This is a genomic window from Brevibacillus fluminis (genome assembly GCF_003710825.1).
GTDB classification, from domain to species: Bacteria; Bacillota; Bacilli; order Brevibacillales; family Brevibacillaceae; genus Brevibacillus_D; species Brevibacillus_D fluminis.
In genome coordinates this window covers 396,552-422,014 of the sequence record NZ_RHHQ01000007.1, presented here as the reverse complement: position 1 = coordinate 422,014, position 25,463 = coordinate 396,552, and the positions used below count along the sequence as shown (strand labels likewise).

General features: G+C 50.9%; 26 protein-coding genes. 2 read left to right on the top strand and 24 right to left on the bottom strand.

Annotated elements, in window-relative coordinates; genetic code table 11:
• Window positions 1-35 precede the first annotated feature (35 nt).
• The 24 genes from EDM56_RS08740 to EDM56_RS08625 form a co-directional block, all read right to left on the bottom strand.
• On the bottom strand, window positions 36-881 hold the full coding sequence (locus EDM56_RS08740) for a M50 family metallopeptidase (RefSeq protein WP_122917506.1): 846 nt from the start codon (window positions 879-881) through the stop codon (window positions 36-38).
• Entirely contained in the window at window positions 874-1,674 is an 801-nt protein-coding gene (locus tag EDM56_RS08735) for a M23 family metallopeptidase (RefSeq protein ID WP_122917505.1), read from the bottom strand. Before EDM56_RS08735 ends, EDM56_RS08740 begins: the two co-directional genes overlap by 8 nt.
• A 184-nt stretch (window positions 1,675-1,858) precedes the next feature.
• Window positions 1,859-2,059 (bottom strand): cold-shock protein, encoded by a 201-nt coding sequence (locus EDM56_RS08730; protein ID WP_122917504.1) that lies wholly within the window; start codon window positions 2,057-2,059, stop codon window positions 1,859-1,861.
• A 252-nt stretch (window positions 2,060-2,311) separates the two neighbouring features.
• Window positions 2,312-3,439 carry an FtsW/RodA/SpoVE family cell cycle protein gene (locus EDM56_RS08725; RefSeq protein WP_122917503.1) on the bottom strand — a complete coding sequence of 376 codons (1,128 nt, stop codon included), beginning with the start codon at window positions 3,437-3,439 and terminating at the stop codon, window positions 2,312-2,314.
• An 82-nt stretch (window positions 3,440-3,521) separates the two neighbouring features.
• Window positions 3,522-4,316: a septum site-determining protein MinD gene (minD, locus tag EDM56_RS08720; RefSeq protein ID WP_122917502.1), complete on the bottom strand. Its 795-nt coding sequence runs from the start codon at window positions 4,314-4,316 to the stop codon at window positions 3,522-3,524.
• Between the two features lie 128 nt (window positions 4,317-4,444).
• Entirely contained in the window at window positions 4,445-5,113 is a 669-nt protein-coding gene (minC, locus tag EDM56_RS08715; RefSeq protein ID WP_122917501.1) for a septum site-determining protein MinC, read from the bottom strand.
• A gap of 96 nt (window positions 5,114-5,209) precedes the next feature.
• Complete coding sequence (locus EDM56_RS08710; RefSeq protein ID WP_122917500.1) at window positions 5,210-7,645, bottom strand: peptidoglycan D,D-transpeptidase FtsI family protein; 2,436 nt, start codon at window positions 7,643-7,645, stop codon at window positions 5,210-5,212.
• A gap of 31 nt (window positions 7,646-7,676) precedes the next feature.
• Window positions 7,677-8,201: a rod shape-determining protein MreD gene (mreD, locus tag EDM56_RS08705; protein WP_122917499.1), complete on the bottom strand. Its 525-nt coding sequence runs from the start codon at window positions 8,199-8,201 to the stop codon at window positions 7,677-7,679.
• Complete coding sequence (gene mreC, locus EDM56_RS08700; RefSeq protein ID WP_122917498.1) at window positions 8,201-9,184, bottom strand: rod shape-determining protein MreC; 984 nt, start codon at window positions 9,182-9,184, stop codon at window positions 8,201-8,203. Before mreC ends, mreD begins: the two co-directional genes overlap by 1 nt.
• A 12-nt stretch (window positions 9,185-9,196) precedes the next feature.
• The gene (locus tag EDM56_RS08695) at window positions 9,197-10,240 is read right to left on the bottom strand and encodes a rod shape-determining protein (protein ID WP_122917497.1); all 1,044 of its coding nucleotides are present in this window, start codon (window positions 10,238-10,240) and stop codon (window positions 9,197-9,199) included.
• A gap of 64 nt (window positions 10,241-10,304) precedes the next feature.
• Window positions 10,305-11,006, bottom strand: a complete 702-nt coding sequence (radC, locus tag EDM56_RS08690) for a RadC family protein (RefSeq protein ID WP_122917496.1) — start codon at window positions 11,004-11,006, stop codon at window positions 10,305-10,307.
• Between the two features lie 74 nt (window positions 11,007-11,080).
• The gene (locus EDM56_RS08685; protein ID WP_122917495.1) at window positions 11,081-11,674 is read right to left on the bottom strand and encodes a Maf family protein; all 594 of its coding nucleotides are present in this window, start codon (window positions 11,672-11,674) and stop codon (window positions 11,081-11,083) included.
• A gap of 31 nt (window positions 11,675-11,705) precedes the next feature.
• Window positions 11,706-11,948, bottom strand: a complete 243-nt coding sequence (locus EDM56_RS08680) for a DUF4321 domain-containing protein (RefSeq protein WP_122917494.1) — start codon at window positions 11,946-11,948, stop codon at window positions 11,706-11,708.
• 162 nt (window positions 11,949-12,110) lie between these two features.
• Window positions 12,111-13,487 (bottom strand): hypothetical protein, encoded by a 1,377-nt coding sequence (locus EDM56_RS08675; RefSeq protein WP_122917493.1) that lies wholly within the window; start codon window positions 13,485-13,487, stop codon window positions 12,111-12,113.
• Between the two features lie 76 nt (window positions 13,488-13,563).
• Entirely contained in the window at window positions 13,564-14,271 is a 708-nt protein-coding gene (gene pilO, locus EDM56_RS08670) for a type 4a pilus biogenesis protein PilO (protein WP_122917492.1), read from the bottom strand.
• A 29-nt stretch (window positions 14,272-14,300) separates the two neighbouring features.
• Window positions 14,301-14,936 (bottom strand): PilN domain-containing protein, encoded by a 636-nt coding sequence (locus tag EDM56_RS08665; RefSeq protein WP_122917491.1) that lies wholly within the window; start codon window positions 14,934-14,936, stop codon window positions 14,301-14,303.
• The gene (gene pilM, locus EDM56_RS08660) at window positions 14,933-16,027 is read right to left on the bottom strand and encodes a type IV pilus biogenesis protein PilM (protein WP_122917490.1); all 1,095 of its coding nucleotides are present in this window, start codon (window positions 16,025-16,027) and stop codon (window positions 14,933-14,935) included. The genes EDM56_RS08665 and pilM overlap by 4 nt, the downstream gene beginning before the upstream one ends.
• 10 nt (window positions 16,028-16,037) lie before the next feature.
• A complete protein-coding gene (locus tag EDM56_RS08655; RefSeq protein ID WP_246009313.1) occupies window positions 16,038-16,811 on the bottom strand; it encodes a prepilin peptidase in 774 nt (257 codons plus the stop codon).
• A 55-nt stretch (window positions 16,812-16,866) separates the two neighbouring features.
• Window positions 16,867-17,379: a type II secretion system protein gene (locus tag EDM56_RS08650; protein WP_246009312.1), complete on the bottom strand. Its 513-nt coding sequence runs from the start codon at window positions 17,377-17,379 to the stop codon at window positions 16,867-16,869.
• A gap of 22 nt (window positions 17,380-17,401) precedes the next feature.
• Window positions 17,402-18,610, bottom strand: a complete 1,209-nt coding sequence (locus tag EDM56_RS08645; protein ID WP_122917489.1) for a type II secretion system F family protein — start codon at window positions 18,608-18,610, stop codon at window positions 17,402-17,404.
• The gene (locus tag EDM56_RS08640) at window positions 18,603-19,661 is read right to left on the bottom strand and encodes a type IV pilus twitching motility protein PilT (protein WP_122917488.1); all 1,059 of its coding nucleotides are present in this window, start codon (window positions 19,659-19,661) and stop codon (window positions 18,603-18,605) included. Before EDM56_RS08640 ends, EDM56_RS08645 begins: the two co-directional genes overlap by 8 nt.
• 14 nt (window positions 19,662-19,675) lie before the next feature.
• Complete coding sequence (locus EDM56_RS08635) at window positions 19,676-21,334, bottom strand: GspE/PulE family protein (RefSeq protein WP_122917487.1); 1,659 nt, start codon at window positions 21,332-21,334, stop codon at window positions 19,676-19,678.
• Between the two features lie 30 nt (window positions 21,335-21,364).
• The gene (locus EDM56_RS08630; RefSeq protein WP_122917486.1) at window positions 21,365-22,891 is read right to left on the bottom strand and encodes a VanW family protein; all 1,527 of its coding nucleotides are present in this window, start codon (window positions 22,889-22,891) and stop codon (window positions 21,365-21,367) included.
• 22 nt (window positions 22,892-22,913) lie between these two features.
• Entirely contained in the window at window positions 22,914-23,849 is a 936-nt protein-coding gene (locus tag EDM56_RS08625; RefSeq protein WP_122917485.1) for a hypothetical protein, read from the bottom strand.
• 325 nt (window positions 23,850-24,174) lie between these two features.
• Between EDM56_RS08625 and EDM56_RS08620 the strand changes: the two genes are divergently transcribed.
• Complete coding sequence (locus EDM56_RS08620; RefSeq protein WP_148040371.1) at window positions 24,175-24,741, top strand: hypothetical protein; 567 nt, start codon at window positions 24,175-24,177, stop codon at window positions 24,739-24,741.
• Window positions 24,738-25,451: a type II secretion system protein gene (locus EDM56_RS08615; protein ID WP_183192354.1), complete on the top strand. Its 714-nt coding sequence runs from the start codon at window positions 24,738-24,740 to the stop codon at window positions 25,449-25,451. Before EDM56_RS08620 ends, EDM56_RS08615 begins: the two co-directional genes overlap by 4 nt.
• Window positions 25,452-25,463: the final 12 nt, after the last annotated feature.

The following is a 25,463-nucleotide window of genomic DNA, read 5'->3' as shown; positions in this document are numbered from 1 at the left end:
GACCGTAGGCTTGCAACCCTGCTGCAAGCGGCTCCTTACGTCAGCAAGCTAGATATTGGATGCTGATGCCTTCGTTCCACAAGCAGCGCATACAACAAACGCTCTTCAGTCAAAATGCCGCCTGACTTCCCTTTGACAATAAACATATGCTGATACCCACGCCGAAGCTCCTGACAAGCTCCTGCCACTGATGTCGCCCCATGAACGGCAACTGGATGCATGCGTTCCTCTTCCTCCAGCCGTGCGTACTTGTCCATCAAAAACCGAATAAAGTGATAGGGAAATCGCAAAAACGCCTCGATGTTCACAAACAGCAAGTAAAGCGCAACCACCACGCTGTTGATATGATGAAAAAATAGGCCGCTGCCCAAAAGGATACCGGCAAGAAGCACGCTCATGCCCAACGTCCCGAGCGCTGCCATCCGGAAAGGGAGCCAGAAGCAAAGGATCGCCTGCACGATCCGTCCCCCGTCCAGCGGCCAGATCGGCAGCAGATTGAACCCTGCGATCAGCCAGTTGCTTACCATGAAAAACTGGGTCCACTCTTCCGTCCACCAGCCGAACCGCCAAAAGAGAAGTGAAAAAAAAATCATCACGATATTCATAAACGGCCCTGCCAAGGCTATTACGATCTCATCCAAAGGGGCCGAGGCCGCCTCATCCTCCATAATCGCCACACCGCCGAATGGCAGGAACTGCACTTCTTTCACTGTCCAGCCCAGCTCCCGGGCCACCGCGATGTGTCCGAGCTCATGGATGAAAATGATCACGAAAAGCGTGATCGTTTCAATGAAGTAGCCAGCCGCGAGCGATAACGCGATGACGCCCCAGAAGAGCAGATGGATGCGAAACTTGATGCCGCGAAATTGTAGATTACTCAATCGGAATCACATCCAGTGGATTAATGAATTTCTCTCCCTCCTTGGCCACCAGCACGGCTTGCCGCTCTTGGTTCCCATTTGCTCTCACAATTCCAATCGTGCTGCCCGGATACACCCAATCGTTGAGAGCGACTGCTGCTTGCTCCAAGTTGCTAAACCAGACTTCCCGCTGATTGGCGTACTGTACCACAACCGAAAACCCCAGCCCTGGCTTTTCGCCGATAAAGGTAACCCACCCTTGCTCCGCATTCAGCACCTTGCCGTCGGCTCCTACATTTACAACGACACGCCCGTTTGCATTAGTGAACGGCTGTACGACCTTCCACGTTGCAGGTGCCGTCCATTTCTGCGTCTGAACATTGGTTTGGGCAGGCACAGCTGCATCTTTTCCGGCAAACGCCGGCAACACGGACGGAAGCTTGCCAAACGCGCTTTGATACCAGTTCGCGACGGTTTCAAAGTTATAATCGCGCGTCATGACCTCCTTCGCCGTCTCCTTCCATCCGGTCGGCAACACGACATTGGATTGGAACACCAAATAGGCTACGCCGATTAACAGGAGAGAACCAAACGTCTGCAAGCCAAGCCTGTCCTGCGGCGGCATGCGCAGCGTCTCGTCCTTCTCCTCTTCCACACGGTTGCTTACAGGATACAGGCTTGGCCGAAAACTCTCCTCAATCGGATCATTCAACTCATGAAAATGAGGGGGCATCCCATCCCGCGGCTGCTGCATGCGGATTTTTTCGATGCGCTCCCGTCTCCGCTCTTTAACACGGTCTACCTCATTGAACATAGGCGTCCCTCCGGGGCAAGCGTTTGTATCATTGTATGACTTGTCTCCCCCGTATATGCCGTGTCTGGACACGCCTTCGGCCGCGTATCCTGCATCGTCCAGGGCTGCGCTTCAGCATCTGCGAAAAAAAGAAAAAGCAGTTTCCCTTTTTCAAGAGAAACTGCTTTGATCGTTCAATTAAAGCTTACAGCTTGTTAACGTTAGCAGCTTGTGGACCGCGGCTACCTTGAACGATTTCGAATTCAACTTTTTGACCTTCTTCGAGGGTTTTGAAACCTTCGGATTGGATCGCGCTGTAGTGTACGAATACATCTTCTCCGCCTTCAACTTGAATGAAGCCGAAGCCTTTTTCTGCATTGAACCATTTTACTGTACCTTGTTGCATGAAGAATTACCTCCCAAAAATCACGCCTATTTGAGGCGTTAAGTTGCGTTAACCTAATTTACTAAAGCGCTCTTTCATGTACGAAAAAAGCCGTACCAAATGAGATTTGACCACATGGTGACGCATCTCATAAGGTACGACTATCATCCAATCATCAAATCACTTTTAGGTCAGTAAAATGGTTAACTTAAACAGAGTTTACCATACTTATCTGGGTTTGTCACGCTTTTTGAAGGCGATTGCACAAACTTGTTACCTGCCATACTTCTTTCTCATACCAATATTCAGCACGACGGCGAGGATCATAAAGTTCGTGATCAACGAGCTTCCCCCGTAACTGATAAACGGCAGCGTAATACCCGTAATCGGCATCAGCTGAATGGTCATCCCGATATTCTCGAATATTTGGAAGGTCAGCATCCCGACGACGCCGGAGACAACATAGGAGCCGAATGGGTCCTTCACCTGCATCGCGATCTGGATCAGACGATAGACGAGGAAAAAGTACAGGATCATCAAAATCCCCCCGCCGATAAACCCTGTCTTCTCCGCAACGACCGTAAAGATGAAGTCGCTCTCCCCTACCGGAACCCAACCGAAGCTGGCTTGCGTTGCCGTATGGACACCTTTTCCCATCAATTGTCCGGAACCAATGGAAATCAGCGCTTGCTTCAGCTGAAAGCCTTTTCCCACTGCATCCAGATCGGGATTCAGCCAGTAGACGATGCGGTCCCACTGGTAAGGCTTGAAGATTTTAAAGAAAATTGTATCCCGATGGTACATGTAAAAGTAGGTCATGACCCCGACAAAAGCACCCATCAAGGTCAGCAGATACAAGATGTGCCGCTTGCGAATCCCACCGACAACCAGCATCGTGGCCGCGATTCCCAAGTAGACCGTCGCATTCCCCAGATCGGGCTGAACCAAGATCAAAAGCGTCGGAACACCGATCATCATTGCAGGAGGGATCAGCTGGTAAAAATAGCGGAAACGGTCCGGATTCTCCGATTGTTTGGCCAACAGCCGCGCCACAGCCAAAATCGTGAACAGCTTCATCGGTTCTGCCGGCTGTAGCAGCACGGGTCCTAAATTGTACCAACTCGTCGTGTTGTTGATAGGCGTCGTCCAAAAGACCCCGATCAACATGATGATCCCCACCGCATAGAAAGGAAAAGCAAGCGTATAGAAAACGCGGTAGTCAAAAAGCAACATCGCGAACAGCACGACGTATCCTGACAAATACCAAATTACTTGCATGTTCGCCTTATCGACGCCTGCTGCCGACCCTGAGATGCCTAAGTAACTGAATGCGCCTAGACCAAGGAGAATCAGCAGGACCGTCCAGTCCAGCTCTTTCCATAGTCTTTTTTCCAAGTCCATGTTTCTCCCCCTACAAAAATATAGAAACAGGGTATTCCCCTGTCTCTGATAGGAAGCTCAAAGTGCGAGAGCCTTCTTTGTTTTAGCCCAATCCGAAAAATTTGCGCATCTTGGTCAGCATGCCGCTTTTTTGGTCAAGCTGCATAAGCGGAACCGATTCTCCCAGCAACCGACGGGCAATGTTGCGGTACGCAAGCGAAGCGCGTGATTCATGGCTCAGCACGGTAGGTTCCCCCATGTTGGCCGACTTGATTACATAATCATCATCAGGGACAACCCCGATCAAGTCAATGGCTAGCAAATCCAAAATATCCTCGACTTCAAGCATGTCGCCATTTTTCACCATGTGCTGGCGAACCCGATTGATGATGAGCTTCGGCATCCCCACTTTTTCCCGCTCCAGCAAGCCGACAATGCGGTCAGCATCGCGAACCGCCGCTTTTTCCGGAGTAGTGACCACAATCGCCTGATCTGCACCGGCTACCGCGTTGCGGAACCCTTGCTCAATACCAGCTGGACAGTCAATCACAACATAATCGAATTCTTCCTTCAGCTCGCTGATTACCTTCTCCATTTGGTCAGGTGTGACGGCTGTTTTATCTTTTGTCTGTGCAGCTGGCAATAGCGCAAGCGTTTCTACTCGCTTATCCTTGATCAAAGCCTGCTGCAGACGGCATTCGCCCTCAATAACATCTACCAGATTGTAAATGATTCGGTTTTCCAAGCCCATCACAACGTCGAGGTTACGCAATCCGATGTCAGTATCCACCATGCAGACTTTTTGACCGTTCATGGCAAGTGCAGTTCCCAGATTGGCTGAGGTCGTTGTCTTGCCCACCCCGCCTTTTCCCGATGTTACTACAATTGCAATACCCAAATCGCATCCCCACTTTCTTCATGCCTCATGCCTCTGTTTGCAAGGGTGCCTGTGCTACCCTTTACAAACATATCGATGTAGTCTCGTTTATCAGCAGTTTCGCTCTGTTACACAGGGCAACCGGCTCTTCACCGTTTATCCCCTAATTCAGGGCGAACGCGCATCAAATGATTCATTTTGGCGACGATCATTTTATCTTCTTCCAAATAGGCGAACTCGGTCGTCCCTTTTTGTTCCGCCCATTCCTCACCTGGCCTGCTGATCACATCAGCGATCCGCAATTGCGTCGGTTCTAGGGAGGCGGCAGCAATGATCGCTTGCTTATCACCATTTACGCCGGCATGAGCAATTCCTCGGAGATGGCCCAATACAAAAATACTTCCCGTGCTGGTAATCATCGCGCCTGGATTTACATCTCCAAGCAGCAAAAGATCGCCATCAAAGTGAATGACCTGTCCGTTGCGGACGTTGCGGACCTCCAAAGAAAAGCGCGCCTTCAACATCTCGGCATACGCCTCTTCCTTGGAGATTACGTCAGAGTCAATTGTATGAATGACCAGATTGCCTTTTTGCCGAATGACCTGTGTCAGCTGCTCCATCTGCTCGGGCGAGCAATAGCGCTTCCCCAACTGAATAGTGACGCGGATCAACGGGCCAGACAAGATCTGATTGTGACTATGCTCTATTTTTTCACGCAGGTCAGCCATTAGCTCTTCGAATGAACAACTATCATCCATGAAGAAGACCAGGCCGTCTTTTCTGCCTTTAATGGTAACCTTTTGCTTTGTTGCAGTCATTGTCGCCGTTCACCTCAAACGATACCATTCGCCAATCCCCAAATACTTTCCTGCTCAATGGGAAAATTTTGGCGAAATCCGTCGTTATTTCTTTTGTTAGGGAGAAGGCACGACTGGTGCCGGCGTCAATTTTCCAGGGTACATCTCGTTGTAAGCCTCTAAAATTTTGCGCGCAATCGGACCGGATGCATCAGAGCTGTGCCCGCCATCCTTAATGGAGTTAGGCACTAGTACGACAAAAGCCAATTGTGGATTTTGATAAGGCGCGTAGCCGACCATCAGCGCATTCTCCGCCTTTTTCCCTAACTGGGCGGTCCCTGTTTTAGCTGCCACTTCAAACGGCAAGCCTCTGAACGTGCCGGAAGCGGTACCACCCGGCTGTGTCACCATGTGCATCCCTTCTTGCACGACCTTGATCCATTGTGGATCGATCTGCACGCGGTTTAACACTTCCGTTTCCATAATCGTCAACGTCTGTCCCGGCTTTTTCAGATCGGTGGTCCCTTTGCGAATTTCTTTGACCAGATGCGGACGTATCCGATAGCCGCCATTTGCGATGGCTGAAACATATTGGCCCATCTGCATCGGCGTGAAGAGGTCGTACTGCCCGATCAGCGCGTGCGCGAGGTTGCCGTAATAATTGTTGGGATTCGGCCAGCCTGCGCTTTCATAAGGCAAATCGACACCCGTTTTCACACCGAGGCCGAATTGCGCATTGTAGTAATCGAGAACCGAAAACTGTGTGGTATAGCTTATGTTGTTGTTCATCGCGCGGTCAGCAAGCCGGACCGCCATCGTGTACATGTACGTGTTATTGGAAACCTGCAAGGCACGGCGCGCATTGACCGGACCGTGTCCGCCCGCTTTCCAGTTACGCATGAACACGTTCCCGACCTTCAAGCCGCCCCGGTCCATGACCGTTTCACCCGGCGTCGTCAATCCTTCCTGCAGTGCCATCATAACGGACAAGGGCTTGTAGGTTGACGCTGGCGGATAGGAAGAGCCGATGAAATGGTTCAGCTCGTTTGGCAAAATCAATGTCTTCCATTGCTTGTTGAATTCTTCTTGGTCGTAATAAAGGTTCAGGTCATAATCTGGATAGCTGGCCATCGCCAGTATTTCCCCGTTCGTCGGATTCATCACCAGGACATGCGCATCGCGCAGCTCTTTTGGGGTGGATGGGCGCTTTTTCAAGTCCTCGATATGATTCATTAAGATGCTCTCCACCTTGCTTTGGAACTTCCAATCCAACGCAAGCACCAAGTCATTCCCCGGCTCTGGATCACGTTTTTGCCTTTTCTCGACCGTCTGCGAATCTTTATTCACATGCACTTCGCTGGCGCCATCTTTACCGCGCAACGTGCGCTCATAAAAACGCTCCAGTCCTGTCTCGCCAACCATGTCCGTCCGCGAATAGCCTTGCGCAACGTACTCAGTCAGCATTTCGGGGCGGATCGGCTTAATGTAGCCGAGAAAATGCGTGCCGAATCCTGTTCCGTCCGGATCCTTGTGAATCTCTCGCAGCGGCTCCAAAATGACGTTAATCCCGGGCAGCTCAGAGCGGCGCTCTTCAATCTGGTACATTTCCTCATGCGAGATGTTCACTTTGACGCGACGCGGGATATAGCTTGCGATGCCATAAGACCGCATTTCCTTTAAAATCCCCATCTTGCGCCATTGAAAGAGTCGCTGCTCTTCCGTCAGATTAAGCGGTACATCGAGATCAAACATCGCAGCGTATTTGAGCAGGTCCATGTCGGAACGCTCTTTGAGATTCGCAGGCTCTGGCAACAAGCGCAGCCCTGCCTTTACTTCCTTGGCCAAATTTTCCCGATCCTTGTCATCGAGACGCGCCGGAATTGCCAGGTTGTATTGGATGGCATATTTCATCAGTTCCCCGTCCATAACATCCTGCAAATCGGTCGCGGGAGCATTTGTTTTCCATGCCGCTTTGACTTGGCTTTTCAATTTTTCCCGCCCGTCACCGTCAAGCGGAGAGCGGACGGTCTGGTTGATTTTCAACGCCGTCTTGATCAAATCCGAATCGTTCAGCCGATCAACATTCTCCGCCTTTGGGAGGCTGTTTAAGTAAGGCACGAGCCTACTGATCAGCTTTGCGGTATCTTGTGCGTTAAAAGAGACAGGAAGCGTGGCTTTGTACTCTAGCGCTTTTTTCACCAATTCCTTGTCTGTGCCTGGCTTTTCATCGTTTTCTTTCAGAATGCCTGCTAGCTTATCGGCAACCTGTTCTTGGTTGATCGATTGATTCTGGTCTTCAACGAACGTCACGGTATAAACCGGCTTGTTGGCGACCAACACTTCACCATTCGCATCCAAAATACGTCCACGCGGTGCCGGAATCGGCAGTTCACGCGTGCTGTATTTCTCCAAATCGTGCTTATATTGTTCACCCTCCACAAGCTGTACGAACGCAAGTCGAAGGATAATAATCGCGAAAAACAGAAACACGACGACGAACAAGATGTTCAAGCGGGTTGGGATATGTGATTGGTGTTCTTTCTTTTCGCCCATCAACGCATCCTCCTCCTCTCACATACTCCCACTACTCACTCGTTTTTTCTCGTCTTGCTCGGACTTTGTCGCATAGTTTTGCCATCGGCCAATAGACGATGATCGCGAAGATTACATTGGCGATGACGTTCGGGATGATCTGCTTCGTTAACACCCACTGCACATCGACTATCGCAATCGAAAACAACCGGAACAAACTGTAGACTAGCCACTCATGGCCGAACAGAACAATGCTGATCGTCGTTAAAAAAACCGCTGGGCTGCGATGGAACAGTTTGACAATCAAACCGGCGAAATAACTCGCTACCATCATCGATAACGTGTAAACGCCAATCAGATTGCCGAACAGGACGTCATGGAGGAAGCCAAGCGCCATGCCATAAAACAGTCCCTCTCGCCTCCCTAAAAAGAAGGAAACTAAAATGGCACCGACCAAAGCAAAGCGTGGAACAAGCGTCATTGTCTCCAGAAATCGTTGCGGGGTAAACACTTGAAAGACGGTGCCTTCAAGCAAAAACAGAAGCAGCAGCGTTGCACTCAAATAAAAACGTGGCATTACTGTCCGCCTCCGCTGCTTGACTTCGTACCGGGAGTTTTTTGCGATCCGACTGCTGGTGATTTGACATTGCCTGTCTCATCCAGTTGCGAGGACGGAATCAATTCTCCTGTTGGCGTCGTCACAAACGCGCGCTCCACAACCATGACCTCATTCAAGTTGCCGAAATCCGCGCTTGGCTGTATGTATGCGGTTTGGGTCAGGCCGTAATCATCAGGCTGCACACGAGCCACGATCCCGATCGGCAAGCCGCGCGGAATGACGCCGCCAAGGCCTGATGTCAGCACCTGTTGGTTGACCTCAATTTTTTGGTTGAGCGGAATTTTGCGCATGATCAACATGCGTTCCCGTGGATCGTACTCTTCGATGACGCCGTTCGCCTGTTGATACACCGTCGTGCCATTGACAACCTGTTTGCCCAAAATGACAGAAGCGATATGGTTGCCACCCTCAATGTTTGTCAAAAGCTCCACAGTTGAGGAGAAATTCGAAACACTTTGCACACGGCCGATCAAACCTTGCGCAGTCACGACAGCCATGTCTTTTTTGATCCCATGCTTGAGCCCTTTGTCGATCGTCACTGCATTGTTCCAATAATCAGAGCTGCGGGCAACAACCTCCGCAATTCGGAGATGGTATTGCTTTAAGGTAGACGTTTCCGCCTGCAATGTTTTGCGCAATTCATCATTTTCCGCTTCGAGGACAGCAAGCTTGGCAGTGACTTGCGCATATTGGTCAAGGCTGGCTTTCAATGCCCGGTTTTCTTCATAGACGTTATAGGCATCACCGACATCTTCAAAAAAAGTGGAAAAAGCCTGGGCAGGGCCGTAAAAAATGCCCTGCACCACGCTGAATGTATCCTTTAAAAACTTCTCAGGCCACGTCAACGCTCCGCGCGTCTTGGAGGTAAAACCCATGACGGAAATGAGCAGCACGAGCCCGACAAGCACTACCATTAATCGTTTGTTTCCAAAGAACAACATGCCACCGCCTTCTTACCGGCCCCGTTTGGAACGGGAAGAGGTAATACCATGCTTCGACTTGAACAGATGCATATTATCCAGTGCTCGTCCGGTACCGATTGCTACGCAGTCAAGCGCATTTTCGGCAACGTGAACGGGCATCCCGGTCTCTTTGCTGAGCAAACGATCCAGGTTGCGCAGAAGTGCACCACCACCGGTCAACACGATTCCGCGGTCCATAATGTCTGCAGCAAGCTCAGGCGGACTTTTTTCCAGTGTGATCTTCACTGCTTCAACAATGGATACTACGGTTTCGGACAAAGCGGAAGCAATTTCCTCGCTCGTCACGCTGATTGTTTTCGGCAATCCGGTTACGAGGTCGCGTCCGCGAATATCGACAGACTCTTCTTCTTCCGGTGCAATTGCTGAACCGATTTCGAGCTTCAACGTCTCCGCAGTGCGCTCACCGATCATCAGGTTGTAACGGCGTTTGATATACTGGATGATCGCTTCATCCATTTCATCACCTGCTACACGAATCGAACGGCTGGTTACGATCCCGCCGAGCGAAATGATCGCAACCTCGGTCGTACCTCCTCCGATGTCGACAACCATGCTTCCTGTTGGCTCCCAAACCGGCAAATCAGCACCGATTGCGGCTGCAAACGGCTCTTCGATCGTAAACGCTTCTTTCGCTCCTGCTTGCTTGGTCGCATCCTCAACCGCACGCTTTTCTACTGCGGTAATGCCGGAAGGAACACAAACCATCACGCTGGGACGACGGCTGAACAAGCCTTGGTTTTTTTGCGCCTGATGAATGAAATAGCGCATCATTGTCGCAGTTGTTTCAAAATCGGCAATGACCCCATCCTTCATCGGGCGGACAGCCACGATATTGCCTGGCGTACGACCGATCATGTTTTTAGCGGCATTCCCCACCGCTTCGATCGTATTCGTATCGGTCCGAATCGCCACGACGGACGGCTCACGGACAACAATCCCTTTTCCTTTAATATAAACAAGCGTATTGGCTGTACCCAGGTCGATGCCCAGGTCGCGTGCGAAACCACCAAACATAAAAAATCTCCTTCCGTATGTTCGCAAGCAAGAACGAATCTTGCTCTTTCTAACGAATTAATCCTTACAAATAGCCTTGCTCTTTCAAACTGATGTACTTACCATCACCAATGATGACATGGTCGAGCACTGATATGCCCACCAAGTCCCCTGCTCCCACTAGTGTCTTCGTTACAGCAATATCCTCGCGGCTCGGTGTCGGATCACCGCTCGGATGATTATGTAAACAGATGACGGAAGCACTGCTACGCTTAATCGCTTCTTTGAAGACTTCACGCGGGTGTACGATCGAAGCGTCCAGACTGCCCACAAATACCGTTTGTTTGCCAATCACTTGATTTTTCGTATTGAGAAACAGACAGACAAAATGCTCTTGCGTGAGCATCGACATCTGCGGCATCATCAAGTCGGCTACGTCTCTGGGTAAACGAATGACCGGACGTTTACCAACTATATTTCCCATTTGCCGACGACCTAACTCAAACGCGGCCTGCAATTCAATTGCTTTAACCGGTCCAATTCCCTTGATCCTGACCAGTTCATCATAAGAAGCCTGTGAGAGCCCGCGCAAATCGTGAAATGAAGACAACAGGCGAATAGAAAGCTGATAGGAATTCTCTTTTTCTGTGCCTGTTCGCAGCAATATTGCGAGCAATTCCGCCTCTGAAAGGGCTTGAGCACCCAAACGAAGCAAACGCTCGCGTGGACGCTCTTCTATAAAGACGTAATTGCTCCCCCAATTGTTGCACACATTTGCGTTACTCATTTTTCTGCCCTCCGCTTCTTCTTTCGTTGCGGTGATTTTTCTAAAGAAGAAGGTCTAGGCAGTCGGATCATCCGCTACAGGACATGCAAATCAAATCGCTTGAGCAAGTCTGCCGTCAATGCAAGAGGCAATCCCACAACCGTAAAATAATCGCCGACGATACCCTCGACGATGGTTGCTCCAATTCCTTGGATGGCATAGGCTCCTGCCTTGTCCATCGGTTCCTTTGTCGCGATGTAAGCGAGAATCTCCTCATCTGACATCGGCCGCATCCGTACTTTCGTTGAGCTGTGCGCCACTTCATGCCGTCCGCTTGCTGCGTCCACCAAAGCAACTCCGCTGAAAACGACATGCTCGCGACCAGTCAGAGACTTTAACATGCGGAACGCTTCCGCTTCGTCCTGCGGCTTGCCCAGAACCTGATTGTCCAATACGACGATCGTGTCGGAGCCGAGCACCAGCCCGCTCGTCTTTTCTGCTGCCACGGCATTTGCCTTTCGCAGCGACAGCTCTTCTACAATTGCTTCCGGTGCCAAATCGGCGTCACAAGATTCGTCCACATCGCTTGACTGCACAACAAAAGGAAACCCCAATGCGTAAAGCAGCTCTTTTCGGCGCGGAGAACCCGAGGCTAAAATGAGCGGAAGAAGCGTTGATTGAATTGACATTTTTGTTCCCACCCAGCTTACTAGCAAGTAATTATCTTACACGTCGTGAAATCCAGAATGCGAATGCGAGTCCAGCGATGCTGGCCAAGTTGAATTTCAACTGAAGCGAAAGTTTGAACGTCAGAATGTCAAGGTCCAGAGAAGGAGACCATGACACAGTCTTCGATACCCTCAAAAAAGGAAGCCACTCCCCCAAAATATCGCCGAGAATACTTCCCGCAATCATTCCAGCGAGCAAAATCAACACGAACGTAACTGTCTCTCTCCCGATCATTCTCTCTCTTCCTTTATATCCTTACTTTCATAAGGTTGGATGGTATCACAACCACACATAAGTGTAGCAAATGACAGATGGCGAAACAATCCCTTAAATCCTCTTGCTTTCCACTCTACAGAAAGACAGACCTCCATGCAAGAAAGTCTGTCCCATCAATTATTACGGCTGTATTTTCTTTACGAACTGCAAGTAGCTTTCCACAAATTGGAGTACCCCTTTTTGCGCCTGCCAGGCATACGATTCCGCGTTCGGATTTTTCACCTGGGCATACGCTGTCACCGCTTGGGTGATGCCGTTCACCATTGATTCAAGGTCTTGATGCGCCGCTTCAGGCATAATTTGGACAAAAGATTTTTTTTGCTCGAGCAGTTTTCGATGCTGCTCGGTCAGCTTGGCATCAGCATCTGCGGGTAGCTTCACCACCTTGCCGTCACGCATCATCTGTCCCGACCAATCCGCAAGCGTGCGGGCAAGCTCAAAACCCGTGAGCAGAAACTCTTGTGCATCCGCCGGATTGACCGATGAGGCAGGCTGTATACCCGCTACCGTCGGTTGGGCTTGGAATGTCAGCCATTTGTTAATTCCTGGAAATGACACTTCCTTTATATAAACATCCTGACCAATTGCTTTTAACTGGCTGGCGAGGCCGAGAATTTGGTCGCGGCTCGTCGCTGCCGCGAGATACAGGTAACGTTTCTGACCGTCTTCGAAGTACATGTGCGGCAGCTGCTTATCAACAAGCGGTTTAATCGCCTGATCAGCCGCTTTCTGATCGCTGAACACACCGCCCTGCGCGATGAAAAGCCGTTGGTCAGGCAGCGTCACTTGTATCTCCTGGCTTCCTATCGCCCCTTTCGATGCCTCGCCTGCCACAGGCGGAGCATGCGTCCCAGCCGCGGTGCTTTGTCCATTCTGTTGTGTATTTTGTTGCACATTTCCCTGAACTGCCGCCAACGTCTGCACCGTTCCATCCAGGACGGTTCGATAGGATTGGGATAGCTGTTCGTTCATGAACACAGCGAGGACGAGGAACCCGAAATGCAGCCCGACCACCACCGCCCCTGTCACAGTAATCAGCATCTTCATCCCTGGCTTTTTCCAAAGCACGCGGTATTTGTTCCCGAAAAACGCAGCAACCTTGCCACGTTTCGGCTCGTCCTCTTCCTCCCACAGCGGCCCTTGCTGTATATCGTTCGTTTCAATGTTTTCTGCTACACGGATGTCACTCGGAAGGACTTCAGCTTCCACCAACTCCGGTTTATGGAAAGCTTCTACTGCTCTGCTTTCCCGGGCTTGCCGGATGGCTGATAGGCGCTGCATGGCGTCATCGTCATGGGGAATGGCTACTGGCGCCGGCACGGGATTTGCTGGCATTTTCGTATCCTCGAAAGCTGGCATGGTTTGATGCTGTGTCTTTTCCTGCTGTTCGGCTAGGGCGGGTTTGATAGGCTGTATAGGCAGACGGCTCGGTTTTGCTTGGGGCAAAGGCTGTCCATCTAGTTTAATCGTGATTTGGTTGCTTTTTTTGGCTTGCATAAAAAAAATCCCCCTCTGACTAGCACTCTTCTAGTAACTAGCATACGGGGGGAAATCTACGAATATGACAAGCTTTTTATTCAAATGGACTGACATGTTTGGCCGGTGGCGCTACGACAATCGGCAAACGATTCGGGAAGTAAGGTGCGAGCGCTGGTGAGAAGAACGCTTCCATCGTCACATCAGCGGTGAATTTCTGCACATCGGCCGAAGGGCGCAGCTCTATCAGATTGTTCCCGCCATTTGACGTGATTTTGACCTGATCGATGCGAATCACCCGAGGCAACTGGTTCACCTCTTGGAAAAAGCGGTGTACCTGCGCATAGCTGCCCGTAATTTTCGTCGAGATGCTTACGTTCTCCAATCCGGTAAACGTGGGTCCCTCTTGCCCTGCCGCCTTTCCGATCGGCGTAAACTTCGTGGCTTTTGGTTTGCCTTGGCCAGTTTGATCCGCTGTATTTTCCAAGCTGTTGGACAGTCCGATCCCATCCATCTCAACTCCACTGATAGTTTGCAAACGGGTCATGTCCAGCATGATTTGCTCAAGATAGGGGGCTTCTGGTACTTGGTTTTGGAACTTTGGCGGGAGCGTTGCCACTTCCTGCTCCTTGTTTTTCACGTCTGCTTTTTTAAGTGCTGCAAGATACGACTCTTCCTTCTCTAAATCTGCGGAGAGCTGGGCTGACTTCGCTTTTAGCGGCATGAGAGTGAAGTAATAAAACGCACCCCCAGCAAGGAAAAATAACATCAGCACCAAAAGCAGTGTCTGTCGACTGATCGTCATGCCACATTTCTCCTCTCCTTTTTGGTGTGTTATTGTCCCTGGGGTGGGGTCGCTGGCTGTGCATTCGGCGAACCCGTGACCTGATTCTTCTTGACCACCAATTCAAAGGACAGCATGTAAAACGGAGCGACTTTTTGCCCGATCACGGATTCTACCAACGCTTTTTGGTCTTTGCTTACACTGACTGACCCGATCTTTGCCATCGAGAAATAAGCAGAATGGTCAACAGCTTGGATGAAACTGACCGCCTCTTCGACCGTGCTGAATTTTCCACTAACCTTCACCTGGTCCGGTTCCTTGAATTCAACGGTACTGATTACACTGTCCGCAGGCAACAGCTCCGCTAATCGGTCCAAAAGAAAATCGGTCGAAACCGACGCATTCTGGATTAATTGCGGCAGCGCAAGATATGCCGTCGCATCCACTTTATCAGCTGGCTTTTGGTTGGCTTGCGTCATTGTCTGTTGCAACGCTTCTTTTTGGGCTTTGACCGCGTGAATTTGCGCTTCGAGCGCGGCATTGTCACGGACCGCCGCCTGATAGTCCCTTAGCAAATACCAGCTGCCCGCCCCGATCACAAGAATACCGAGCAGCAATATGATTGGAATTTGACGTATTTTTCGTTTGGGCCGTGGCAAAAGGTTAATCTGAATGTGAGCGCTCATCGACTATGCACTTCCTTTAGTCCAAGACCGACCGCCGCTTCAAAGGCAAACAGGCTGCTGATTTTATCCAAACGGACCACTTGTGAAAAAGCCGGGGTATGGACAGGTATGCTAAACCGGCTGCGCAGCTTTTCCGCCAGCTTTGGCATATCGCCAAAGTCGCCCGTCACATAGATTTGCTCGACTTTTTGTTTTCCATCGTGCATGGAATATTGGTAAAAGTTCATGATTCTTGTCATTTCCGAATTCAGGTCGTTCACATAGCTTTCCAGCCGATTTTCCCGCTCCATTAAGCCGATCGCTTGTCTCGCCATTTCTAGCGAGCTTCTGCTGCGCTGCGCGTTGAAAAAAGGAACCGACAGCTCGACCGAGCGGACGAACTCCGGGTAGCCTGCTGAAAAAATCGCGACCTCCGCTCCGGCTAAGGTGATGTTGATCATTAAAATGCCATTTCCCGAGATTTCCGGAAACTCCTGATCGAGCGTTCGATACAGGGCTAGCGGCTCGATATCGACCGCAATCGGCTTCAAACCAGCCTTACGTACCGTTTCGACATAGCTTTGGACCGTATCTTCCGGCGCAGCGATTACCATCAGCTGGATTTGCTCGCGCTGAAGCTCCAGCTCAGCTTCTAGCTCATACCCAGTGGCACTCTCGCTGTTTTTTTCCTGTTCGTCCTTCTTGGGCAAGAAAAGATGATTTTGGATTTTGACAAAATCGAACACCGGATTTTGAAACGGTAGGTGCAGCGAGTTTTCGATTTCGACCTCCACCAGATCGCGAATCTCCTTGTCATGTACCTTCGGAATTGACAGCCGTCGAATGATAACATTGGAAAGCGGTACAGACAGGATGGCCTCCTTACCGCGCAGATGCCATTCCTTCACTTTTTTCTCCAGTTCAAAAGCCAACCATTCCCGGTCGCGAACGCCATGGTTATCGATGATGTCGGGATTAATCGGGACGATCCCCTGCTTGCGCACATAGGTAGAATCGGCGGCGCGCACCTCCGCCAGCTTGATCGCATAGGGAAGGAAGTGCAGCCCGACCTGCCAATTCGCTGTATTCCCATTCAGTAGACGTTTCCACATGACCTTCACCTCACAGTTGGATGAACAAGGATAAATAGACTTCGAGCAAACGATCGCCGTAAAAAAATGCTAGCAGCGCCGCAGCACAGAGAGAAGGGCCAAACGGGATTGCGCCCTTCCATTTCACCTTGCCCGAAACGAGCAAAACGATGGCGACCAGCAAGCCGATCACGGATCCGAGAAATAATGTGAGCAGCACGTTCTGCCAACCGATACCGAATCCCAATACACCGAGCAGCTTCACATCACCCATCCCCATCGCCCCCGGCTTGATGGCAGCGATAGCGAACAGCAGCGCAAAGCCGAGCACCCCGCCGAGCAAATAACTGTACCACGAATCCATCTGCCAGATGATCCGACATAGGACGATCAGCGGCAAGAAGGTCAGCAGCACCGCGTTGGGGATTCGTCTGTAGGTGGTGTCACTGACCGATACGATGATAAAAAGTGAGATTAATAGAAGTGCGATAAGCAGCTCTGTTGGCTGCGTTTTGTATTGCAGATAGGCAAACGCGAACAAAATGCCCGCCAACAATTCCATGAGCGGATACATGATTGCGATTGGCTTTTTGCAGCTGGCACATTTTCCGCGTCGGAGCAGAAAGCCTGCGACCGGCAGCAGATCGAGAAAGCTCAACCGCCGCTCGCATTTCGGACAGCGGGAGGGCGGGCTCACGATTGATTGCTTCAGCGGGATGCGCAGGCCGACTACGTTGTAAAAGGAGCCAAAGCAGAGCCCCAGGATGAAGAAGAAGAGGGTGAAGAAGAGATCCAGTGGCGCCATGATGGCTCCTTTCGGGGGGCTACTTAATTAAAATTTCCATACATATTACGTTTACTTAAGGTTTTACAGGTGCGGTTGTATCGATTTTTAATTCGTTGACTTTCGTAAAATATTTGGTTCCATTTGAATCAGCAACCAAAGTAACATAGTATTGGAAAGAGCCATTAGTGTCTTTAATCACTATAACTGATGAATTATCACTATCATAATTTTTACTCGGATTTACTGGATCTTTAATACCGTTCGGAAAATAATTTGCAGATTCCAAGTCTTCCAATTTAATAATTTCACCTTTTGAATTAACGGTAATATCTCCCTCTTTCGTAATATCAGTTATAAATTTCAACGAAGAATTATTAATCGCAACCATTTGTTTCGCAGCCTCAACAATTTGATGAGCATTCGCCTTATGAGCCTCTTGTTTCGTATTATTCGTTATCCCCGTAATCGCCGGCACCGCAATGGCAGCAATAATCCCCAAAATAACAATAACCGCCAAAAGTTCAATCAGCGTCAAACCTTTTTCCTCTTTAACCAACCGTTGCAAACGAGCCCACATTTTTTTCATTTTCCTTCTCTCCAATCCGTTCCTAGTGTATCGTTTCATAAATCTTAAACATCGGCAGCATGATCGAGGCGATGATGGTGCCGACTACTCCTGCGACTATGAGGAGCATGATGGGTTCGATCAGTGATTTGAGCTTGTCTACGGTGTTTTCCACATCGGATTCGTAGAAATCGGCAATCTTGCCCAGCATGTGATCCAGCGCACCTGTTTCTTCGCCGATCGCGATCATTTGGGTGACGAGCGGCGGGAATACCCAGGAACGGCGCAGCGGATCGGACAGGCGTTGTCCGGCGCTGAGGCTTTCGCGAGAGTTGCGGATGACCTCTGCGATGACTGCATTGCCGATGACTCTTTCCACGACCGACAGCGATTGCAGCACAGGTACGGAGCTGTTGAACAGTGAACCGAGCGTGCGGGTGAACCGGGCGATCGCGGCTTTGCGGAACACGACGCCGAAAATCGGCAGCCGTAACTTCATGTAATCAATCGCGTATCGTCCCTTCGGGTTGCTCGAAATGAGCTTACACGCAAGTAGGAGGGCCGCGATGCCGAGCAACCACAAATACCACTGCTCGACCAAGCTGTTGCTAATACCCATCACCCAACGCGTCAGCGCAGGGATTTCTGTGCCTGCCGCCGTGAGAATACCCGCGAATTGCGGTACGACATTCGTCAGCAGGTACGCGATCGACAGAATGGAAAAGATGCCGACCACAATCGGATACGTCATGGCCGATTTCACTTTCTCCATCGTGAAATAGTCTTTTTCAAATTGGATCGCCAACCGTTCCAGTACGTCATCGAGATTCCCTGCTTCTTCCCCTGCCCGCACCATGTTAATGAAAATTGGCGGAAAAATTTTCGGGAATTCGCCGACTGCCTGCGACAGCGCTGTTCCTTTGCGCAGCTTTTCGGTCACTTCAATCAAAGTTTTGCGGAGCACTTTGCCGTCGACCTGGTTGCTCAAGATATTCGTGGCATCTACTAGCGAGACACCTGCGCGAATCAGCGTTGCGAATTGTCGGCAGTAGACAACGAAATCTTCCGTTTTCACCGGTTTGCCGATCTGGATTTCCATATGCAGAAACGATTTCGGCTTTTCTTCGATTGCCCGCACCATCAGGCCCCGCTTTTTCAGCTCGGCGATCGCTGCCCCTTTTGTTTGGGAGGCGATCACGCCCTTCTGCCGTTTCCCGAGCTCGTCGACCGCTAGGTATTGAAACTCAGCCATGCGCCCACTCCTCGTCAGCAAGATAGAGCTTGGCTTTTTCCGGCGAGATCAGCCCTTTTTGTAAGAGCTCCTGGATCGACATTTCCAACGTGTTCATACCGAGCGCTTTGCCTGTCTGCATCATGCTTCTGATTTGGTGCACCTTCTCCTGGCGTATCAGGTTGGATATCGCCGGGGTGTTCACCATGATTTCCGTCGCGGCTACACGCCCTTTGCCTTCCGTTCGCGGGAACAGTCTCTGTGATACGACACCGAGCAACACGGCCGCCAGCTGTATGCGTATTTGCGGTTGCTGGTGTGCCGGAAACACGTCGATGATTCGATCGATCGTTTGGCTTGCGTCAGACGTATGCAGCGTAGCGAGCACCAAATGTCCCGTCTCCGCCGCGGTAATCGCCGTATGGATCGTCTCCAAATCTCGCATTTCCCCGACCAAGATTACATCCGGGTCCTGCCGCAGCGCTGCCCGCAAGCCATTGGCGAAATTGTGCGTATCAAAACCGACTTCCCGCTGATTGATGATCGACCGCCCATGACGGTGCAAATATTCAATCGGGTCCTCCAGCGTAATGATGTGGCGCGACATCGTTTGGTTGATGTAATCGATCACCGCGGCCAGTGTCGTGGATTTCCCGCTACCGGTCGGCCCCGTCACCAAGAGCAATCCCTGTGGCTTCTCGGCGAATCGCTGCAAAATGTCGGGCATGTTCAGCTGATCAAGCGTTGGCACCGTGGTCGGGATCACCCTTGCGACAAGCCCGATGCAGGAGCGCTGCATGTAGGCATTGATCCGGAAGCGGCTAACGCCGGGCACGCCGTAGGAAAAGTCCAACTCGCCTTTTTTGAGGAAATGCTCGTATTGTTCCGCTTTTAGTAATGTTTGTGCGATTCTCTCGGTGTCCGCCGGGGTGAGTAGGTTTTGCCCGTACCGTTTCAAGTCGCCATCGACGCGAAAAATCGGTGGTGCCCCCACCGTAAGATGCAAGTCGGACGCCTTGGAGGAAAACGCCAGCTTCAGCAAATGGATACTATCAAATGTCTGTTCATCCATGAGGCCATTCCCTCCTATTCGTTTACGGCAACGCGCAGTACTTCATCGATGGTGGTATGTCCCTGCAAAACTTTGAGCAGTCCATCATCAAGCAAAAGGATCATCCCATTTTTAACCGCATGCTGGCGATACTCCCGAGCCGGACGATTTTCCAAAATCATCCGACGCAGCGCGTCATCCACCACGAGCACTTCGTGAATCGCCAAGCGTCCCCTGTAACCCGTCATACTGCAGTTGCCGCAGCCTTGTCCCTTGTAAAGCTTTTGCCACTGCAGGCCGCGCCGTTCCAATAAGGCGCGTTCATGCGCTGTCGGCTCGACTTCTGTCCGGCAATCCGAACAGATGCGGCGCACCAGCCGCTGCGACACAACCCCTGTCAGCGACGAGGAGAGCAAAAACGGCGGGATACCCATATCGACTAAACGCGTGATCGTGCTGACCGCATCATTCGTATGCAGCGTGCTTAGAACCAGATGTCCGGTCAAGGAGGCTCGAATGGCGATTTCGGCGGTCTCCAGGTCGCGGACCTCCCCCACCATGACGATGTTAGGGTCTTGGCGCAAAATTGCACGCAGCCCTTTGGCAAATGTCATACCTGCCGCCGGATTGACCTGCACCTGATTGACTCCTTCGAGCTGATACTCAACCGGGTCTTCCACCGTAATGATATTTACATCCTCGCCGTTCAACCGATTGAGAGCGGCATAGAGCGTGGAGGATTTTCCCGTTCCCGTCGGACCCGTGATCAAGATTAGACCGCTCGGCACATCCAGCATTTTCAGGAACAATCCGATGTTCCGCTTGTTGAAGCCCAGCCTCTCCACATCGCTGATCGCGGTAGACAGGTCCAAAAGCCGCATCACGACTTTTTCTCCATACAGGGTGGGAAGCGTGGAGACGCGGATGTCGATCTCCTTCATGTTGATTTCCATCTTTAAGCGGCCATCCTGCGGAATCCGCCGTTCGGCGATATTCAGATTCGCCATGATCTTCAGACGCGCGGTCACGATGTTGGTCATATGGCGAGGCAATGTTCGCTCCGTACGCAGCAGACCGTCGATCCGCAGCCGCACGCGCAGACTGTCCTCCTGCGGGTCAAAATGGATGTCGCTGGCTCGCGTCTGGACCGCTTGCTGGATCAACTGGTTGACCAGGCGGACGATCGGTGAATCTTCATCAGCCAGCTCGTTTTCCATCTGCGTCGGGTCTTGCGGCAAATCCTCCATCAGCTCATTGACGGACTCCTGCAAGCTGTAATAACGCATGATCGCTCGCTGGATATCATCCCGCGTCGCAATCGCCTGCTCGATTTGAAAGCCGGTCGACATTCGCAAATCGTCGAGTGCGAAATAATCAAGCGGATCGGCCATCGCAACCATCAGCTTGCTGCCTTCTTTTTTCAGCGGGATGACCTGGTAACGCTTGGCCATCGACTCGTTGATGATGCCGGTCAACGATTGGTCGAACTTGAATTTGAACAAGCTGACATGCGGGATACCGAGCTGGAATTCCAAAACCTCGATAAGCTGGGTTTCCGAGATGTAACCTTGCGAGAGCAGCACATCCCCCAGCTTTTGTCTGCTCACTTGTTGTTCTTGCAACGCTTTTTGCAATTGTTCAGCGGTAATCATGCCGCTTTCAACCAACAGATCGCCTAGTCTTTTTCGTTCCATGTGGCTTTTGCTCCCTTCTATGCGTCGTGGTTATGGAGAAGGGGGGATCACGTTCGGGTCATTTTCAAATGCCGATGGCGCTTGACCTTGTACGTTACCCTCTGCTGGCGTTTGCTGCAGCGGAATGTCTGCCGGGCGCTCTGTCCCGATCGTACCCTCTCCCGTTTGTCCGTTCTCCGTTTGTGTTTGGGGAGGGCCGATATATACCACTTTTGGTATCGGCCGGTAGTAATCCTTCGATACCAGTTCTTGTTTGGTACCAGTAGGCACCTTGTCTGTCTTGGTAAAACGAAACACCTGCGCCAAGACGCCGCTGACACCGGGACGCGCATCCATCTGTTCGTAGGAATGCATCTGTCCATCGACCAGCACAACGGTGTTCGCTGGAAACGTTTCAACGTTCTCCACCCGCACTTCCGTTTGCCGCACGTCCTCTTTGCTGCCGTACAGGCGGATAAACAAACGGTTTTGTTCGATTTTGGCGTCGATATAAACCGGATGTGAAAAGGTGTTGACCAGCTTCAGGTCAAGCTGTCCATCCCATACTGCTGCATCGAGGCCCGGCGTGGTATACGATTGCGGCTGCAGATGCGAATGCCGCTCCCGAATTTCAAGCCCGGACCGAAGTGCTGCTTCATACAGCGTTGAAGCGGCTTGTCCGATTCCAAACTGCACCCCGCCCGTTTCCGTCAACGGATGAGCCGTTGGCAGCGTCATATAATCTTCTCCCGTCACAAACGGTCCCAGTTTTTTCGTAAAGGAAAACATGCTACCACTTGCCAAAAGCGTGCCGTTCAATCTCTTGACAAGCGTCTCGAGATTTTTTTGCACGGTTTTATAGTCGGCTGGCAGCGCGGTCGACGCTTGTGCCAGCTGCGTGGTAATTTGCTCCAGCTTGTCTCCTGTAATAGACGGCGGCGTTTCTTTTACCGCAAGTACAACCGTCCATTCAGGCTGCGCCGTCCCCATCGCGACTTCCATTCGTTTGACCGTTTCGTCAACGGACAACTCCCGCCCGATTTGGTGAGGGGTGTAGCGAATTTGCCCACCTTGGATCGAAAACGCTGCGTTTTGCGGCTGTTGGTCGACCTCTTTTGCAATTTGCTGCAAGGTCTCGATTGCGGCTTCCTGGTTCCACGTGAATTGAAAGGGAATTTGTGTGGAAACCGGTTCATTCGTCCAGCTGTTCCAGATCTTTTTGATCCCCTGCGAATTGACGGAAGCGTACAGGATGTCCTCATACATTCCTTGTTCGTCATAGTTGATGCCTAGCTGTTGTGCAGAAATCGTCCAGCGCTTTTCTCCATATTCCACTCGAACAGGTTTTTGCTTAGCCGCTTCAAGCAGCGCATGCAATCTCACCTTGACCTGATCTGCATCGAGCGCACCCAAGGAAAGTCCGCCTACTTTAACCGCTGGAGACAGCTGTTTTGGCGCCAGAAGCGCGGAGAGCGGGTTGGCAAGCAATGACGTCAGGCCGATAGAGAGAAGGACGATGATAAGGTACAGGGCGAAAAGAAATGATCTTTCCGGCATTCTAGCTACACTTCGTTCCATTCGTTTTCACCCGGCTTTTCCACTATTCTTTTAGAGGCTGCAAAAGTTCCTCAAGTTCGTACAATCGAGATTTTTCTTGTTCAACCGGCACTTGTTCAAATGCAGCGGCGCTTTCCTGTGCCGCCACCTCTAGCGACTCCATCTGCAAAACGGGAGAGGTTGGGAGTGACCACAACGCCTGCGCTTGGTGTGATTGCGGGACGCGAGAAGGTACCTTCGGGACGTGTTCTTCTGCCAGCAATGCAGACAAATCCGAGATTAATTCTCGATCCGGCGATTCTTCCTGATCTAGAAATAATGCGTTCTCGTCTGTCCCTTCTGTTTCTTCTTGTTTTGAATAAAAATGCTCGATATCGTAACCCGCTTCCCCCTCCTGCTCATCCGGCTGAGCCAATACAGCAGGAACGTCGGGTTCCTGCAACGTTGAATGGATCGGCGCATCTATGTATACGGGACTGTTCTCAATAGGGAAAAGCTCAGCAGAAGCGTCATCCTCTTCCCCGGCGGCCATGACCGCAATCTCCTTGCTCGCAAGCTCAGTGTCAACGGTCGGTAGCGGCTGTGCCTCCTCTATGATCAGAATGTCGCTTGCAAGCCCCTCATTCTCAATGACTGACTCCTCAGTTGCGAGCTTCACCTGCTCTTTTTCCGATAGCTCCCACGAAAAAGCAAGCAGCTCCTCTTCTTCCTCATCCGCTTGTTCGTCCCTGTTGCCATTCTTCCAATACAGCGCAATGGCGACTAGCACGACCGCCGTCCATAGAGCCAGGCTGAGTAGGAACGCTGATAATCCAAATTGCAGCTTAATCAGAAAAAACAGCGGCGGACTGAAAAAAGCTAGATACAGCATGAGAACATGGGCCCGTTCATTTGCAGCGGGATAAAACGCGTACGTCATGCGTCCAGCAAGCAAGCTGAGGCAACCGCTCACGACGGCTGACAGTAGAACGGGCAGCATGATGGAATCCACCACCCTTTCATGATAAACTACATCTTAATTTGACAAAAATCGACAAAAATAACTAGCATGGAGCGCGTGGAAATTGATAGAATCATTCTAGCGAAATTTGGCTTTTTTTGCTCGTCAATTCGCATTTTTACTCCCAATTTCCTCCCATTTATAATACAATAGGCCTATATTTTTTGGAAGAAACAAATGGATTTCGTCAATAAATTGTGTCATTCTAGCAAGTTTTGCGGAGAGCATGGTGATACTTATGTCCTATATATATCAATTTCGATCAGAGCGGGGATCATCGCTTATCGAGGTGATTGCGGCGATTATGATTATTTCCATTATTTCGCTGACATTCATTAAATATTTCTATCAGGCGCAGAGCACTGCGCAGGTGTCGGATCGCAAGCTGATCACAAGCACCTTGGCAAGGCAGGAGGCGCTGCGCTGGAAAGATGCGAGCTTCCAAAAAGTTCGGTTGAAACTGATTGGCGTGACTGCTGATCAGGTAACCGAGGATCTAGAGCATTTGTTAAATACGGATCCGAGCAAGCTCACCGATTCAGCGACTGCAACCATTCCTGATCTTCCTGCGAAACTGGAAGATTTGCATCAAGCGACCCCGGCACAGCTGCTACCGCCTCTTGTTGACGTCAGTCCTGTTACGCTCGCGCCCAAAACCGAAGCCGATCTGGACCATATCAACGGAACCACGTACCATACAAAAGTCGTTTTGACCAACGTCAATTCACTTTCAAAGAGTGAGTCGTTCGAAGATCTGCTGGTCAAAGCGACCGTTACCGTCTATTGGGGAGACGCACCCGACGCGGCGTCGAATCCGCGCACGTCTACCACAGTCGAATGCTTTATCACGAAGGAGGACTTGAGACGATGAAGCGCGCTCGCTCCTTTCGTGACCGATTCCAAGATGACAGCGGTCTGACACTGATTGAGCTGCTGGCTGGTCTGGTGCTTTTCGGGCTAGTGATCACGATGGTCAACGGCGTGTTTTTTTCCGCACTTTCCTTGAAGAAGGAAGTGACCGCAGATGTCACGATCCGCAATCATGCAGACGCTCTGACCAATGCGATCATCACCTCGATGACCAATACGGACAAATCAGATGATGTCCTCGCCTTCATCAATTCCAAGCCGGGAGATACGGTTGGCGGCGTGATGAATACGACAGCAAATTCTACCAATGATCTTTATCAGAGTGCGTTATGGACAAGTAAGAAGCAACTAGAAAATACGACCAGCCCACGAATCTATTATCTCTACACGATCGTTCCTGTTAAGAAGGGTAGCAACGGGCCGCCCTATAAACTAATCCGCGAAACGTTTTCCGTACCAACGAACCGGTCGAATCTGCTGTTTACGGAGACGTGCTATTTTACAAGTTATGCGGAAGGAACCGAGGACTGGCGTGCACCGAGCGAGACGGTACAATTGAATGATCCGGCTTTTCCCCTGCTCGCCCCTTCTTCGGTAACGGTGGAAACGAACGAAACCGGCGATTCAGCGCTTGTGCTCAATCTGACCATGGGCCAAACGGGCAACGATGCCGTCCATTATCAAATCACAAGCCGGATTCACATTGACTAAGAGAGGGACGTC

Excerpts from the sequence above, each read along its gene's own strand:
- EDM56_RS08735 (WP_122917505.1), bottom strand. The coding sequence starts at position 1,674 with ATGTTCAATGAGGTAGACCGTGTTAAAGAGCGGAGACGGGAGCGCATC.
- EDM56_RS08730 (WP_122917504.1), bottom strand. The coding sequence starts at position 2,059 with ATGCAACAAGGTACAGTAAAATGGTTCAATGCAGAAAAAGGCTTCGGC.
- EDM56_RS08725 (WP_122917503.1), bottom strand. The coding sequence starts at position 3,439 with ATGGACTTGGAAAAAAGACTATGGAAAGAGCTGGACTGGACGGTCCTG.
- minC (WP_122917501.1), bottom strand. The coding sequence starts at position 5,113 with ATGACTGCAACAAAGCAAAAGGTTACCATTAAAGGCAGAAAAGACGGC.
- EDM56_RS08710 (WP_122917500.1), bottom strand. The coding sequence starts at position 7,645 with ATGGGCGAAAAGAAAGAACACCAATCACATATCCCAACCCGCTTGAAC.
- mreD (WP_122917499.1), bottom strand. The coding sequence starts at position 8,201 with ATGCCACGTTTTTATTTGAGTGCAACGCTGCTGCTTCTGTTTTTGCTT.
- mreC (WP_122917498.1), bottom strand. The coding sequence starts at position 9,184 with ATGTTGTTCTTTGGAAACAAACGATTAATGGTAGTGCTTGTCGGGCTC.
- EDM56_RS08695 (WP_122917497.1), bottom strand. The coding sequence starts at position 10,240 with ATGTTTGGTGGTTTCGCACGCGACCTGGGCATCGACCTGGGTACAGCC.
- radC (WP_122917496.1), bottom strand. The coding sequence starts at position 11,006 with ATGAGTAACGCAAATGTGTGCAACAATTGGGGGAGCAATTACGTCTTT.
- EDM56_RS08685 (WP_122917495.1), bottom strand. The coding sequence starts at position 11,674 with ATGTCAATTCAATCAACGCTTCTTCCGCTCATTTTAGCCTCGGGTTCT.
- EDM56_RS08680 (WP_122917494.1), bottom strand. The coding sequence starts at position 11,948 with ATGATCGGGAGAGAGACAGTTACGTTCGTGTTGATTTTGCTCGCTGGA.
- EDM56_RS08675 (WP_122917493.1), bottom strand. The coding sequence starts at position 13,487 with ATGCAAGCCAAAAAAAGCAACCAAATCACGATTAAACTAGATGGACAG.
- pilO (WP_122917492.1), bottom strand. The coding sequence starts at position 14,271 with ATGACGATCAGTCGACAGACACTGCTTTTGGTGCTGATGTTATTTTTC.
- EDM56_RS08665 (WP_122917491.1), bottom strand. The coding sequence starts at position 14,936 with ATGAGCGCTCACATTCAGATTAACCTTTTGCCACGGCCCAAACGAAAA.
- pilM (WP_122917490.1), bottom strand. The coding sequence starts at position 16,027 with ATGTGGAAACGTCTACTGAATGGGAATACAGCGAATTGGCAGGTCGGG.
- EDM56_RS08655 (WP_246009313.1), bottom strand. The coding sequence starts at position 16,811 with ATGGCGCCACTGGATCTCTTCTTCACCCTCTTCTTCTTCATCCTGGGG.
- EDM56_RS08650 (WP_246009312.1), bottom strand. The coding sequence starts at position 17,379 with ATGAAAAAAATGTGGGCTCGTTTGCAACGGTTGGTTAAAGAGGAAAAA.
- EDM56_RS08645 (WP_122917489.1), bottom strand. The coding sequence starts at position 18,610 with ATGGCTGAGTTTCAATACCTAGCGGTCGACGAGCTCGGGAAACGGCAG.
- EDM56_RS08640 (WP_122917488.1), bottom strand. The coding sequence starts at position 19,661 with ATGGATGAACAGACATTTGATAGTATCCATTTGCTGAAGCTGGCGTTT.
- EDM56_RS08635 (WP_122917487.1), bottom strand. The coding sequence starts at position 21,334 with ATGGAACGAAAAAGACTAGGCGATCTGTTGGTTGAAAGCGGCATGATT.
- EDM56_RS08630 (WP_122917486.1), bottom strand. The coding sequence starts at position 22,891 with ATGGAACGAAGTGTAGCTAGAATGCCGGAAAGATCATTTCTTTTCGCC.
- EDM56_RS08625 (WP_122917485.1), bottom strand. The coding sequence starts at position 23,849 with ATGCTGCCCGTTCTACTGTCAGCCGTCGTGAGCGGTTGCCTCAGCTTG.
- EDM56_RS08620 (WP_148040371.1), top strand. The coding sequence starts at position 24,175 with ATGATTATTTCCATTATTTCGCTGACATTCATTAAATATTTCTATCAG.
- EDM56_RS08615 (WP_183192354.1), top strand. The coding sequence starts at position 24,738 with ATGAAGCGCGCTCGCTCCTTTCGTGACCGATTCCAAGATGACAGCGGT.